Origin of the sequence: Pseudomonas sp. NFACC25 (assembly GCF_900100935.1) — a bacterium.
GTDB classification, from domain to species: domain Bacteria; phylum Pseudomonadota; class Gammaproteobacteria; order Pseudomonadales; family Pseudomonadaceae; genus Aquipseudomonas; species Aquipseudomonas marginalis.
Genome location: NZ_FMUC01000002.1, coordinates 518716 through 532392 on the forward strand (window position 1 = coordinate 518716; position 13677 = coordinate 532392).

The following is a 13677-nucleotide window of genomic DNA, read 5'->3' on the forward strand; positions in this document are numbered from 1 at the left end:
TGCTATCGGGAGCAAGCCCCCTCCCACAATTGGAATTGTGCTGTTTCGAATAAGGCATTCCACACCCCACCCGGCGGCACCCACTAGGCAAGCGCCCCGTCAGCCGCTACATTGGCCGACTTGCGCCTGCCTTTCAGGCCCTTCTGTCACCCCTTATTGAACACACGGAACCTGCAAAACCCAATCATGGACCCTTCCCCTGGTATCACCCTCGCCACACTCTTCGCCGATTTCGGCATGATTCTTTTTGCTCTGATCCTGGTACTGCTCAACGGTTTTTTCGTTGCGGCGGAATTTGCCATGGTCAAGCTGCGCTCGACCCGGGTCGAGGCCATCGCCCACACCAACGGCTGGCGCGGGCAGATCCTGCGTACCGTGCACAGCCAGCTCGACGCCTACCTGTCGGCCTGCCAGCTGGGTATCACCCTGGCCTCCCTGGGCCTGGGCTGGGTCGGTGAGCCGGCGTTCGCGCACATCCTCGAACCGCTGCTGGGCGCCGCAGGCGTCGAATCGCCGGAAGTGATCAAGGGCGTGTCGTTCTTTGCCGCGTTCTTCGTGATTTCCTACCTGCACATCGTGGTCGGTGAACTGGCGCCCAAGTCCTGGGCCATTCGCAAGCCCGAACTGCTGTCACTGTGGACGGCGGTGCCGCTGTACCTGTTCTACTGGGCCATGTACCCGGCGATCTACCTGCTCAACGCCAGCGCCAACGCGATCCTGCGCATCGCCGGCCAAGGCGAACCCGGCCCGCACCACGAACACCATTACAGCCGCGAAGAGCTCAAGCTGATCCTGCACTCCAGCCGTGGCCAGGACCCGAGCGACCAAGGCATGCGTGTACTGGCCTCGGCCGTGGAAATGGGCGAGCTGGAAGTGGTGGACTGGGCCAACTCCCGTGAAGACCTGGTGACCCTGGACTTCAACGCCCCGCTCAAGGAAATCCTCGCGCTGTTCCGTCGCCATAAATTCAGCCGCTATCCGGTGTATGACGCTGTGCGCAACGAGTTTGTCGGGCTTTTGCACATCAAGGACCTGCTGCTGGAACTGGCGGCCCTGGACCACATCCCCGAATCGTTCAACCTGGCCGAGCTGACCCGCCCGCTGGAACGTGTGTCGCGGCACATGCCGTTGTCGCAGTTGCTGGAGCAGTTCCGCAAAGGCGGCGCGCACTTTGCCCTGGTGGAAGAAGCCGACGGCAAGATCATCGGCTACCTGACCATGGAAGACGTGCTGGAAGTGCTGGTGGGCGATATCCAGGACGAACACCGCAAGGCCGAGCGCGGCATCCTCGCCTACCAGCCTGGCAAACTGCTGGTACGGGGCGATACGCCGCTGTTCAAGGTGGAACGCCTGCTGGGCGTCGACCTGGACCACATCGAGGCCGAAACCCTCGCAGGGCTGATCTACGACACCCTCAAACGGGTGCCGGAAGAGGAAGAAGTGCTGGAGGTTGAAGGCTTGCGGATCATCATCAAGAAGATGAAAGGGCCGAAGATCGTGCTGGCCAAGGTCCTGCTGCTGGATTGACCCTCAATTGCCCAATGCAAAATTGGGCAATGTCCCGACCGGCTGGTTGAATTCGTAAGGAATCGACACCAGCCCGGCCGCGGTACTCTGTTGCACCACAAAGTGCAGGTGCGGCCCGCTGCTGTTGCCGGTATTGCCCGACAACCCCAGCGCGCTGCCCACCGCCACACGCTGCCCCGGCCTGACACTCACCGAGCCTTGCTTGAGGTGCAGGTACACACCCTGGGTGCCGTCATCGTGCTGCACGCGCACGAAATTGCCTGACGCATCGTTGCCGCGTCCGATCTGGCTATTCTCGATTTTCATCACCACACCGCTGCGTGCCGCGATGATCGGCGTGCCTTCGGGCATGGCGATGTCCATGGCGTAGCGGCTTTTGGCGTCGGTGTGGCTGAAGCTGCCGTTGGGGCCTTGGGTCAAGCGGAACGGGCCGCCACGCCAGGGCAAGGGGTAGCGGTAGGCTTGTCGCGGGTAAACGGGTTTTGGCCTGTAGAGTACCGGCAGCTGTACGCGCTCGACCCTACGTTCCTGGATCACGAACGCCTGGGCGCCGGGGGTTTGCCGATCGCTGAAAAACACCATGCCGTTGGCATCGGTGGATTTGTACAGGGTCATGGCCTGGGTCGAATTGGCGACCAAGGCCAATATGCAGGACAGCAAAAGGCGAAGGAGCATGGCGCGAACCTGCCGGAGTGAATGAACAGCAAGCTAGCAAGGGATCATGACAATCCCGGGGCACGCCCCTTCGGACTGAAGGTCAGGCCCCCGGCACAAAATGCTTCTGCGCCGTACCGCGCGCAATCAGGCGAGAGATGTAGTCAAGCTTCTGCGCATCCTGGTCGATAAAGCGGAAGGTCAGTTGCAGCCAGTCACTGTCCGGCTTGGGTTCGAAGGCGACGATGGCGTGCAGGTAGCCGTTCAGACGCGCCACCTCGGCGTTGTCGCCCTGTTCCAGGTCGAGCACGGCACTTTCCAGTACCTGAGGCAGGACTTCACCGCGACGCACCACCAGCAGCGCTTCCTTGATGCTCAGTGCCTTGATCACGCATTGCTGGGTGCCGCTGGACAGGCGCAACTGGCCCTGGCCACGGCCGCCAGTGGGTGCAGCGCCTGGCGCTTGGACCGGCGGGGCGTTGTTAAGCAGGCCTTTGCTTGGCGCAGAGGCAGCCGCCGCAACGGGGGCTGCACGTACGGCTTCGGGCTTGCCACCGGTCAGGGCACTCAGGGAATCATTGCCGAAGGCCGAGTTCATCTTGGTCGGCGCACTGGCGACCAGGGCGTCGAGGCGACCGACCTTGTGCAGGGCTTGCTTGACCTTGTTCAGCAGTTGCTCGTTGGTGAACGGTTTGCTGACGTAACCGGAAACCCCGGCCTGGATCGCCTGGACCACGTTCTCTTTGTCGCCACGGCTGGTCACCATCACAAACGGCATGGCCTTGAGGTGCGGTTGCTCGCGGCACCAGGTCAACAACTCCAGGCCGGACATCTCCGGCATTTCCCAGTCGCACAGCACCAGGTCGAAGCTCTCGCGCATCAGGATGGTCTGGGCCTTCTTGCCGTTTACCGCATCTTCAAGCTTGATCCCGGGGAAGTAGTTGCGCAGGCACTTCTTCACCAGGTCGCGGATAAACGAGGCGTCATCCACCACCAATACACTGACTTTACTCATCGACCCTTCATCCTATAAAAACTTCGGCACGCAAAACGCCTGACTAATGGCATTTTGCCAAAACTCTGTAGTCACGTTCGGACTTTCTTTTACCCGATTCGCAAAAAATTCAGGCGCCACAAACGAAAACGCCCGACCAGAGGCCGGGCGTTAATTTCTCGGGCAACCTTACTTATCGTCAGGTTCGCCCGGAACATTAGGGATTTGATCGGCTGAACCCTCAACTTCGGCCTTCATGCGCTTGAGGCCCATGTGCCGTACGTCGGTACCGCGCACCAGGTAGATCACCAGTTCCGAGATATTGCGCGCGTGATCACCGATCCGCTCCAGGGAGCGCAACACCCAGATGATGCTCAAGACCCGCGAGATAGAGCGCGGGTCTTCCATCATGTAGGTAGCCAGCTCACGCAGGGCGGTCTTGTATTCACGGTCGATGACCTTGTCGTACTGCGCTACCGACAATGCCAGCTCGGCGTCAAAGCGCGCGAAGGCATCCAGGGCATCCCGGACCATGTTGCGCACCTGGTCGCCGATATGACGCACTTCCACATAACCGCGCGGCGCTTCACCCTCTTCGCACAACTGGATGGCGCGGCGGGCAATCTTGGTGGCTTCATCGCCGATCCGCTCGAGGTCGATCACCGACTTGGAAATGCTGATGATCAGGCGCAGGTCGGATGCCGCCGGCTGGCGACGGGCGAGAATGCGCAGGCATTCTTCGTCGATGTTGCGTTCCATCTGGTTGATCTGGTCGTCGATCTCGCGCACTTGCTGGGCCAGGCCCGAGTCGGCCTCGATCAGCGCAGTGACGGCGTCGTTGACTTGCTTCTCCACCAGCCCGCCCATCGCCAGGAGGTGGCTGCGCACTTCCTCGAGCTCGGCGTTGAACTGCGCGGAGATATGGTGGGTAAGGCCTTCTTTGCTAATCATGTTGGCGTCCTTGGAGCGTCCGGTAAGGTGCGGAGAACCGCAGCGTCAGTGCAATCAGAACCACAGCTTCCTAGCCGTAGCGACCGGTGATGTAGTCTTCGGTCTGCTTCTTCGCCGGATTGGTGAACAGGGTGTCGGTATCGCCGAACTCCACCAGCTTGCCCATGTACATGAACGCGGTGTAGTCGGAAACCCGCGCCGCCTGTTGCATGTTGTGGGTCACGATAACGATGGTGAACTTGGACTTGAGCTCGTAGATCAGTTCTTCGACTTTCAGCGTCGAGATCGGGTCGAGTGCCGAGCACGGTTCGTCGAGCAGCAGCACTTCCGGCTCCACGGCGATGGTGCGCGCGATCACCAGACGCTGCTGCTGGCCGCCGGACAGGCCGAGTGCCGACTCATGCAGGCGGTCCTTGACCTCGTCCCACAGCGCCGCGCCTTTAAGGGCCCACTCAACCGCTTCGTCGAGGATGCGCTTCTTGTTGATGCCCTGGATGCGCAGGCCGTAGACCACGTTTTCGTAGATGGTCTTGGGGAACGGGTTAGGCTTCTGGAACACCATGCCCACACGGCGACGCAGTTCGGCCACGTCTTCGCCCTTGCGGTAGATGTTGGTGCCGTAGAGGTTGATGGCGCCGTCCACACGGCAACCGTCCACCAGGTCGTTCATGCGGTTGAAGGTACGCAGCAGCGTGGACTTGCCGCAGCCCGACGGGCCGATGAAGGCGGTCACGCGCTGCTTGGGGATGTTCATGCTGACGTCGAACAGCGCCTGCTTGTCACCGTAATACAGGCTCAGGCCCGGTACTTCGATGGCCACGGTTTCCTGGGCCAGGCTCAGGCTCTGTTTGTCGCGACCCAGGGCAGACATGTTGATGCCGTGGGAATGGGTGTCGTGTTGCATGGGATGCTCCCTGTGCTGTTGTGTGGGAGGGGGCTTGCCCCCGATAGCGGTGCATCAGGAACATGTGTGCTGGCTGGCACACCGCAATCGGGAGCAAGCCCCCTCCCACAAATAAGTCCGCGTTCAATTCAGATCAGCTGTCCAGCGCCTTGTACTTCTCACGCAGGTGGTTACGAATCCACACTGCCGACAGGTTGAGCGTGGCGATCACCAGCACCAGCAGCAAGGCGGTGGCGTATACCAGCGGCCGTGCGGCCTCGACGTTAGGGCTCTGGAAACCGACGTCATAAATATGGAACCCCAGGTGCATGATCTTCTGGTCCAGGTGCAGGTACGGGTAGTTGCCGTCCAGCGGCAGCGACGGGGCGAGTTTCACCACGCCGACCAGCATCAGCGGCGCCACTTCACCGGCGGCGCGGGCCACGGCGAGGATCATGCCGGTCATCATCGCCGGGCTGGCCATCGGCAGCACGATCTTCCACAGCGTTTCCGCCTTGGTCGCGCCCAGCGCCAGGGAGCCTTCACGCACCGTACGCGGAATCCGTGCCAGGCCTTCTTCGGTGGCCACGATCACCACCGGTACCGCCAGCAGCGCCAGGGTCAGCGAGGCCCAGAGCAGGCCCGGTGTACCGAAGGTCGGTGCCGGCAGCGCTTCCGCGAAGAACAGACGGTCGACCGAGCCACCCAATACATACACGAAGAAACCCAGGCCGAACACGCCGTAGACGATGGCCGGTACACCCGCCAGGTTGTTCACGGCGATGCGGATGATGCGCGTCAGGGTGTTCTGCTTGGCGTATTCACGCAGGTACACCGCCGCCAGCACGCCGAACGGGGTCACGATCATCGCCATGATCAGGGTCATCATCACGGTGCCGAAGATCGCCGGGAAGATCCCGCCTTCGGTGTTGGCTTCCCGCGGGTCATCACTGAGGAATTCCCACACCTTGCTGACGTAGAAACCGATCTTGGTCACGGTCCCCATGGCGTTCGGCTGGTAGGCGTGCACCACCTTGCCGATGCCGATTTCAATTTCCTTGCCGTTGCCATCGCGAGCGGTCAAGGCGTCACGGTTGAACTGGGCGTGCAGGTCGGCCAGGCGCGCTTCGATGTCCTGGTAACGCGCGTTCAGCTCGGCGCGGTCGGCCTCCATGTCGGCCTGGGCGGCCGCGTCGAGCTTGCCTTCCAGTTCCAGTTTGCGGCCATGCAGGCGGATGCGCTCGAGGCCGGCGTTGATCGCGCCGATGTCGGACTTCTCCAGGGTCTTGAGCTGGGCCGCCAGCTTGTTCACGCGGTCCACGCGGGCTTGCAGCTCCGGCCACGCGGCCTCGCCTTCAGCGATGACCTTGCCATCCTGCTTGACGTTGACCAGGGTGCCGTAGAAGTTGCCCCACTCACGACGTTCGATGGTCATCAGGTTCTTCGGCGTGCTCTGGTCCTTCAACCATTCGCCGACGATCCAGGTGAAGTCGTTGCCGTTCAGGTCGCGGTTGCCGACCTTGATCAGCTCGCGGGTCATGAATTCAGGGCCCGCATCGGGCACCGGCAGGCCCGCGCTTTTCAGGCGCTCGCGCGGCACTTCTTCTTTCTGCACCACTTCGCCGATGACGATATGGTTTTCCTGGCCCGGCACGTTGTAGTTGGCCTGGATCAGGTCGGCCGGCCAGAAGTGGCCCAGGCCCCGCACGGCAATCACGGCCAGCAAACCAATGGTCATGATGACCGCGATGGACACCGCGCCACCGCTGATCCAGACGCCCGGAGCGCCGCTCTTGAACCATCCATTCAGGGAGTTCTGTTTCACAGACTTCTACCTTTCTTAAAGCGACGAGTATTTCTTGCGCAGACGCTGACGAATCAGCTCGGCGAGGGTGTTCATGATGAAGGTGAACAGCAGCAGCACCAGCGCCGAGAGGAACAGCACGCGGTAGTGACTGCCGCCGACTTCCGACTCGGGCATTTCCACCGCGACGTTGGCCGCCAGGGTGCGCAGGCCTTCGAACAGGTTCATCTCCATCACCGGCGTGTTGCCGGTGGCCATCAGCACGATCATGGTCTCGCCCACGGCGCGCCCCATGCCGATCATCAGCGCCGAGAAGATGCCCGGGCTGGCGGTCAGGATCACCACGCGGGTCATGGTCTGCCACGGTGTGGCGCCCAGGGCCAGGGAACCCAGGGTCAGGCCGCGCGGTACGCTGAACACGGCGTCTTCGGCGATGGAGTAGATGTTCGGGATCACCGCAAAGCCCATGGCCAGGCCGACCACCAGGGCGTTGCGCTGGTCGTAGGTAATGCCCAGGTCGTGGGAGATCCACATGCGCATGTCGCCGCCGAAGAACCAGGTTTCCAGGTACGGGCTCATGTACAGCGAGAGCCAGCCCACGAACAGGATCACCGGGATCAGGATCGCGCTTTCCCAACCATCGGGAACCCGCAGGCGAATGGATTCAGGCAGGCGGCTGAAGACAAACCCGGCCACCAGGATGCCAATCGGCAACAGCATCAGCAGGCTGAAGATCCCCGGCAGATGCCCTTCGACATACGGCGCCAGGAACAGGCCGGCGAAGAAGCCGAGGATCACCGTCGGCATGGCTTCCATCAGTTCGATCACCGGCTTGACCTTGCGGCGCAGGCTCGGGGCCATGAAGTAAGCGGTGTAGATCGCCGCGGCAACAGCCAGTGGCGCCGCCAGCAGCATGGCGTAGAACGCCGCCTTCAGGGTACCGAAGGTCAATGGCGCCAGGCTCATCTTGGGTTCGAAGTCGGTGTTGGCGGCGGTCGATTGCCAGACGTACTTAGGTTCGTCGTAGTTTTCGTACCAGACCTTGCTCCACAACGCGCTCCAGGACACTTCCGGGTGCGGGTTGTCCAGCAGCAGCGGCTGCAGCTTGCCGCCGGCTTCGACGATCACCCGGTTGGCGCGCGGCGACATACCAAACACGCCCTGGCCGTCGACCACCGGATCCACCAGCAGGGTGCGGTGGGCGGTGCTGTGGAACACGCCGAATTTGCCGGAGGCGTCGAGGGCAGTGAAGCCTTTGCGCCGCTCTTCAGCAGTGATTTCCACGATGGGCGCAGTGCCCATTTGGAAGGTACGGATCTGCTTGAAGCGCTGCTCGCCATCCGGGTCGCGGGCCATGAACCACTGGGCCAGGCCGCCTTTGGAGTTACCGACGATCAGCGAGATGCCGCCCACCAACTGGGTGCTGGCGGTGACTTCGGCAGTGCCATCTTCCAGTAATTTGTAGCGACCGTTGAGGCTCCTGTCGCGCAGGCTGAACACATCCGCCAGGGCACGTCCGTTGATCACGTACAGCCACTGCTGGCGTGGATCGATGAAGATCGCCTTCACTGGCTCGGTCATTTGCGGCAGCTCGACACGCTTCTGCTCGCTGGTGACTTCACCGGTCATCATGTTTTCTTCGCGGCTCAGGGTCAGCACGTTCAAGTGCGAACCGGCCGAGCCTGCCACCACCAGCGACGAATCGGTGGCGTTGAGGGCAACATGCTCCAACGGGCGGCCGGCATCGTCGAGCACGATCGGCGTTTCACCGTAGGGGTATTCAATCGCAGGCGTGATGGTTTTCTTGCCGTCCGGGTACGACACCTTATAGGTGTGACGGAACACCAGGGACTGGCCATTGGACAAACCGAGGATCACCAGCGGGCTGCCCGGCTGGTCTTCACCGATGGAAGCCACGCTCACGCCGGGCGCAAGCGGCAGGTCGACACGCTTGAGTTCGGCACCGCTCGTGACGTCAAAGAACAGCGCCTGGCCCTTGTCGGAAACCCGCATGGCGACCTGGTTCTGCTCTTCCAGGGAGATCAACAACGGCTTGCCGGCGTCCTGCATCCAGGCGGGCGTCAGTGCGTCTTCCTTGGTCAGCGAGGCGCCTTGGAACAGTGGCGCGACCACGTAGGCGAGGAAAAAGAAGATCAGGGTGATCGCACCCAGAACGGCGAGGCCGCCCACCAGCACGTACCAACGGGTCAGGCGATCCTTGAGCGCGCGAATACGGCGCTTGCGTTGCAGCTCAGGCGTATTGAAATCAATGCGCTTGGGGGGAGAAGTTGTCGTCATGGTGGAATTGGCCAGATCATTCATGCGCACACCCTAGCGATCCTGTATGACAGAAAGATGACAGTGCAGTGACGCAACAAATCCGCCGCGAAGCAGGGCTGGCAGCGGACTAGAAAATTTGGATGCGGGGCCGGTATCCCGGCCCCGCAGAGGCAATCAGTTGCCTTCTTTCAGACCCAGGTCAGCCAGGGCCTTGGCGGCAACCTTGGCTGGCAGTGGGATGTAGCCGTCCTTGACGACCACTTCCTGGCCCTGTTTGGAAAGAACCAGTTTCACGAACTCGGCTTCCAGCGGGGCCAGAGGCTTGTTCGGGGCTTTGTTGACGTAAACGTAGAGGAAACGCGACAGCGGGTATTTGCCGTTCAGGGCGTTTTCTTCGCTGTCTTCGATGAAGTCAGTGCTGCCTTTCTTGGCCAGGGCCACGGTCTTCACACTGGCGGTCTTGTAGCCGATGCCCGAATAACCGATGCCGTTCAGCGAGGAGCTGATCGACTGCACGACGGAAGCCGAGCCGGGTTGTTCGTTCACGTTAGGCTTGTAGTCGCCTTTGCACAGGGCTTCTTCCTTGAAGTAGCCGTAGGTGCCGGATACCGAGTTACGGCCGAACAGTTGCACTGGCTTGTTGGCCAGGTCGCCGGTCACACCCAGGTCACCCCAGGTTTTCACATCGGCTTTGCCACCGCACAGGCGAGTCGAGGAGAAGATCGCGTCGACTTGTTCCATGGTCAGGTGCTGGATCGGGTTGTCCTTGTGCACGAACACGGCCAGGGCGTCCACGGCAACCGGGATAGCGGTTGGCTTGTAGCCGTACTTCTGCTCGAAGGCCGCCAGTTCGGTGTCCTTCATCTTGCGGCTCATCGGGCCCAGGTTGGAGGTGCCTTCAGTCAGCGCAGGTGGCGCGGTGGCGGAGCCGGCAGCTTGAATCTGGATGTTGACGTTCGGGTATTCCTTTTTGTAACCCTCGGCCCACAGGGTCATCAGGTTGGCCAGGGTATCGGAACCGACGCTGGACAAGTTGCCCGACACACCAGTGGTCTTGACGTAAGCCGGGATTGCCGGATCAACACCTGCAGCCACCGCGTTGGCGGTCGCAACGCCAGCAGCGACAAAAGTCATTGCCGCCATCAAACGTTTCAGTTTCATGCCTTGCTCCTAGCAGATAGGGATAGTTGGATCGGGGCCAAGTATCGAGAGGCCGTGTGAACACTCTATGTCTGAAATATGACAATTGGATGAAAGGCCAGCATTGGAGATCACACAACAAAAGGAGAGAAGGTCGGGACGTACGAGGAGGTTAGGGCGACTAAGCGACTTCTTGGAAACAAGCTGTAATTGTTATAAAACGCAAGGCATGTGGCGAGGGAGCTTGCTCCCTCGCCACATGGTTACCGGTAAAAGCGCTAAACGGGGTTACCGCCCGCGCTTCCACAGATACCCACCCACCACCATCCCCATCACGCACAGGACAGCCACGTAGTAGGCCGGCCCCATCGGGCTTTCCTTCATCAGCAGCGACACCGCCAGGGGCGTCAGCCCGCCGAATACGGCGTAGGCCACGTTGTAGGAAAACGACAGGCCACTGAAGCGCACCACGGGCGGGAAGGCTTTCACCATCACGTAAGGCACCACGCCAATGGTGCCGACGAACAGGCCGGTCAAGGCGTACAGCGGGAACAGCCAGTCCGGGTGGGTCATGAGGCTGTGGTACAGCGTCCAGGAGGTCGCCAGCAGCAAGGCGCAACCGCTTACCAGTACACGCCCGGCACCAAAACGGTCAGCCAGGGCGCCGGAGGCAATGCAGCCAAGGCTCAACGTCACGATGGCCAGGCTATTGGCCTGCAGCGCAACAGTAGGGCTGAAGTGGTAGATGGTCTGCAGCACGGTCGGGGTCATCAGGATGACCACCACGACGCCGGCCGACAGCAGCCAGGTCAGCAGCATCGACAACACGATGGCACCGCGGTGGTCACGTAATACGGCACGCAATGGCAGCTCGGCGGCCAGGGTCTTGCGTTGCTGCATCTCGGCGAAGATCGGCGTTTCATGCAACCAGCGGCGCAGGTACACCGACAGCAGGCCGAACACGCCACCGAGCAGGAACGGAATGCGCCAGGCGTAATCCGAGACCTGCTCAGGGCTGTAAATAGTGTTGATCGCGGTAGCGACCAGCGAGCCCAGCAGGATCCCGGCGGTCAGGCCGCTGGTCAGGGTGCCGCAGGCGTAGCCGATATGGCGCGGCGGTACGTGTTCGGAGACGAACACCCAGGCGCCGGGGACTTCACCGCCAATCGCTGCGCCCTGGATGATGCGCATCAACAGCAACAGGACCGGTGCCCACAGGCCGATCTGCGCGTAGGTTGGCAGCAGGCCCATGATCAGGGTCGGCACGGCCATCATGAAGATGCTCAGGGTGAACATTTTCTTGCGGCCCAGCAGGTCACCGAAGTGCGCCATGATGATGCCGCCCAGCGGGCGTGCCAGGTAACCGGCGGCGAAGATGCCGAAGGTCTGCATCATGCGCAGCCATTCGGGCATATCGACAGGGAAGAACAGTTTTCCGACCACGGTGGCGAAAAACACGAAAATGATGAAGTCATAAAACTCCAGCGCCCCGCCCAAGGCAGACAGCGACAGGGTTTTGTAGTCGTTGCGGGTCAGCGGGCGCGACGGTTGCGCACTGCTTGCAGGCACGGAGGACATGGCAAGGCTTCTCTTATAGTAGTCAGCTTGATAAGGACGACACGCCCGGGACCGGCGGCGGTCTGGCAAGATAGCAAATCGCTTGTAAAAGCACAGCGCCAGGAGAACAGTTGCGCGCAAAAGCCGCGATACAGCGGCTATTTACCGACCAAATGAGCGCCGGGAGGTCGTCGTGGCGCCAGGGTCTCGATATACTCGGCCCTTGCAAGCGCAAGAACCCCAGGCTTGAGGGGCTGCTGCGCCAAAACGTCGTTGGGTGCCATCCAGCCGATTTGGCAGAGTTTCCCTTTAGTACGCCTTACGAGAAACGTATCGAACGGAGTATGTTTGTGCTGAAACGTTTTTCTAACAGTCGGCTATCCACCTTGCTCCACCTATAAAAGCGTCACGGGTCAGAGGCCCCCCGGCATGATCGAACTCGAACAAGAAGATCCTATCCCGCAAGGCGATCTCGCCCTGCAAATCACCGCGCTCCCGCGTGAAACCAACGGTTTTGGCGATATCTTCGGCGGCTGGCTGGTCGCGCAGATGGACCTCGCCGGTACCGCCATGGCCAGCAAGGTCGCAGGCGGGCGTGTGGCCACCGTGGCCATTGACCGCATGGCGTTCCTGGTGCCGGTGGCAGTGGGCGCGCAATTGTCCTTCTATACCCAGGCCCTGGAAATCGGCCGCAGCTCGATCCAGATGATGGTCGAAGTGTGGAGCGACGACCCGCTGTCCAGCGAATGGCGCAAGGTCACCGAGGCGGTGTTTGTATTTGTCGCTATCGATGGCAGCGGCCGCACACGCTCGGTGCCATCGCGCGCGCGTTAAACCTCGCGGGGTTTTGACGGTCAATTGCCCCATTGCCTGCCATTGAGAGTGCCTGTTATGCCTACGCCCCACGTTGAGACCGTGAAAGTCGACGAACTGGACTGCTGGCGCATCCGCCATAACGGCGCCGAGCTGATGATTGCCCAGCAGGGCGCGCATATCTTCAGTTACGGGCGTGAAGGCGAGCAGCCGCTGATCTGGCCGAACCCTGAGGCGGTGTTCAAGAAGGGCAAGGGCATTCGTACTGGCGTACCAGTGTGCTGGCCCTGGTTTGGGGTGTTCGACCGCAACCCGTCCAGCGTAAAGGCGATGCGCCAAAGTGATCAGCCTGCGGGCGCTCACGGTTTCGTGCGTACCACGACCTGGGTATTGGCCGGGACCTCCCTTGAAGGTGAAGCGCTGCGAGTGGACCTTGAACTACCGGTTCCTGCAGGCGGCTTCCCCGGCTGGCCACATCAGGTGGAGCTGAAACTGAGCCTGTTGCTGGACGACCAACTGCACATCCGCCTGACCAGCCACAACCGTGGCGACGGCACTGTCACGCTCAGCCAGGCGCTGCATACCTACTTCGCCGTGAGCGACGTACGCAACGTGCAGGTCGAAGGCCTGGACGGCTCGGCGTACATCGATACCGCCGATGGCTGGAGCGAGAAAACCCAGTCCGGCCTGCTGCACTTCACTGCCGAGACCGACCGCATCTACCTCGATACGCCCCCGTCGCTGAGCATCCTCGATCAGGACTGGCAGCGTCGCATCCAGCTCACCAGCCAAGGCTCGAAATCCACCGTGATCTGGAACCCCTGGACCGAACGCGCCAAGGCCTTCGACGACATGGCCGATGATGGCTGGCAGGGCATGCTGTGCATCGAGACGGCGAATGTGCTGGATGATGTGGTGACGCTGGCGCCGGGTGAAAGCCACACGCTGGGTGTGAGCATCACCGGTGTTACCCGGTAGATGGAGTTCCAAATGTGGGAGGGGGCTTGCCCCCGATAGCGGTGAATCAGTCACCAAAGACAGTGACTGGCACCCTGCTATCGGGGGCAAGCCCCC

11 protein-coding genes are annotated in these 13677 nt (G+C 61.4%); 3 read left to right on the forward strand and 8 right to left on the reverse strand.

The window, feature by feature from the left end:
- The first annotated feature begins 186 nt into the window (after positions 1-186).
- Entirely contained in the window at positions 187-1527 is a 1341-nt protein-coding gene (locus tag BLQ09_RS06515; RefSeq protein WP_027608251.1) for a hemolysin family protein, read from the forward strand.
- Positions 1528-1530: 3 nt separating this feature from the next.
- Here BLQ09_RS06515 and BLQ09_RS06520 read toward each other — a convergent pair whose 3' ends face one another.
- The 8 genes from BLQ09_RS06520 to BLQ09_RS06555 form a co-directional block, all read right to left on the reverse strand.
- Complete coding sequence (locus BLQ09_RS06520) at positions 1531-2202, reverse strand: peptidoglycan DD-metalloendopeptidase family protein (RefSeq protein WP_092355908.1); 672 nt, start codon at positions 2200-2202, stop codon at positions 1531-1533.
- Between the two features lie 82 nt (positions 2203-2284).
- Positions 2285-3196, reverse strand: coding sequence for a response regulator (locus tag BLQ09_RS06525; protein WP_027608249.1), 912 nt, complete (start codon positions 3194-3196; stop codon positions 2285-2287).
- Positions 3197-3364: 168 nt separating this feature from the next.
- On the reverse strand, positions 3365-4126 hold the full coding sequence (gene phoU / locus BLQ09_RS06530; protein ID WP_027608248.1) for a phosphate signaling complex protein PhoU: 762 nt from the start codon (positions 4124-4126) through the stop codon (positions 3365-3367).
- 70 nt (positions 4127-4196) lie between these two features.
- Positions 4197-5030 (reverse strand): phosphate ABC transporter ATP-binding protein PstB, encoded by an 834-nt coding sequence (pstB, locus tag BLQ09_RS06535; protein ID WP_027608247.1) that lies wholly within the window; start codon positions 5028-5030, stop codon positions 4197-4199.
- A 133-nt stretch (positions 5031-5163) separates the two neighbouring features.
- On the reverse strand, positions 5164-6834 hold the full coding sequence (pstA, locus tag BLQ09_RS06540) for a phosphate ABC transporter permease PstA (RefSeq protein ID WP_027608246.1): 1671 nt from the start codon (positions 6832-6834) through the stop codon (positions 5164-5166).
- A gap of 15 nt (positions 6835-6849) precedes the next feature.
- Entirely contained in the window at positions 6850-8883 is a 2034-nt protein-coding gene (locus BLQ09_RS06545; protein ID WP_175472302.1) for an ABC transporter permease subunit, read from the reverse strand.
- A 384-nt stretch (positions 8884-9267) separates the two neighbouring features.
- Positions 9268-10254: a phosphate ABC transporter substrate-binding protein PstS gene (locus BLQ09_RS06550; RefSeq protein ID WP_016978637.1), complete on the reverse strand. Its 987-nt coding sequence runs from the start codon at positions 10252-10254 to the stop codon at positions 9268-9270.
- A gap of 267 nt (positions 10255-10521) precedes the next feature.
- A complete protein-coding gene (locus tag BLQ09_RS06555) occupies positions 10522-11811 on the reverse strand; it encodes an MFS transporter (RefSeq protein ID WP_027608244.1) in 1290 nt (429 codons plus the stop codon).
- Between the two features lie 408 nt (positions 11812-12219).
- On the opposite strand from BLQ09_RS06555, the gene BLQ09_RS06565 reads away from it, so the two are divergent.
- Positions 12220-12624 carry an acyl-CoA thioesterase gene (locus tag BLQ09_RS06565; RefSeq protein WP_003176975.1) on the forward strand — a complete coding sequence of 135 codons (405 nt, stop codon included), beginning with the start codon at positions 12220-12222 and terminating at the stop codon, positions 12622-12624.
- A gap of 57 nt (positions 12625-12681) precedes the next feature.
- Positions 12682-13581, forward strand: a complete 900-nt coding sequence (locus tag BLQ09_RS06570) for a D-hexose-6-phosphate mutarotase (protein ID WP_092355914.1) — start codon at positions 12682-12684, stop codon at positions 13579-13581.
- The last annotated feature ends 96 nt before the right edge of the window (positions 13582-13677 follow it).

Excerpts from the sequence above, each read along its gene's own strand:
- BLQ09_RS06515 (WP_027608251.1), top strand. The coding sequence starts at position 187 with ATGGACCCTTCCCCTGGTATCACCCTCGCCACACTCTTCGCCGATTTC.
- BLQ09_RS06555 (WP_027608244.1), bottom strand. The coding sequence starts at position 11,811 with ATGTCCTCCGTGCCTGCAAGCAGTGCGCAACCGTCGCGCCCGCTGACC.
- phoU (WP_027608248.1), bottom strand. The coding sequence starts at position 4,126 with ATGATTAGCAAAGAAGGCCTTACCCACCATATCTCCGCGCAGTTCAAC.
- BLQ09_RS06570 (WP_092355914.1), top strand. The coding sequence starts at position 12,682 with ATGCCTACGCCCCACGTTGAGACCGTGAAAGTCGACGAACTGGACTGC.
- BLQ09_RS06550 (WP_016978637.1), bottom strand. The coding sequence starts at position 10,254 with ATGAAACTGAAACGTTTGATGGCGGCAATGACTTTTGTCGCTGCTGGC.
- BLQ09_RS06545 (WP_175472302.1), bottom strand. The coding sequence starts at position 8,883 with ATGCAGGACGCCGGCAAGCCGTTGTTGATCTCCCTGGAAGAGCAGAAC.
- BLQ09_RS06565 (WP_003176975.1), top strand. The coding sequence starts at position 12,220 with ATGATCGAACTCGAACAAGAAGATCCTATCCCGCAAGGCGATCTCGCC.
- BLQ09_RS06520 (WP_092355908.1), bottom strand. The coding sequence starts at position 2,202 with ATGCTCCTTCGCCTTTTGCTGTCCTGCATATTGGCCTTGGTCGCCAAT.
- BLQ09_RS06525 (WP_027608249.1), bottom strand. The coding sequence starts at position 3,196 with ATGAGTAAAGTCAGTGTATTGGTGGTGGATGACGCCTCGTTTATCCGC.
- pstB (WP_027608247.1), bottom strand. The coding sequence starts at position 5,030 with ATGCAACACGACACCCATTCCCACGGCATCAACATGTCTGCCCTGGGT.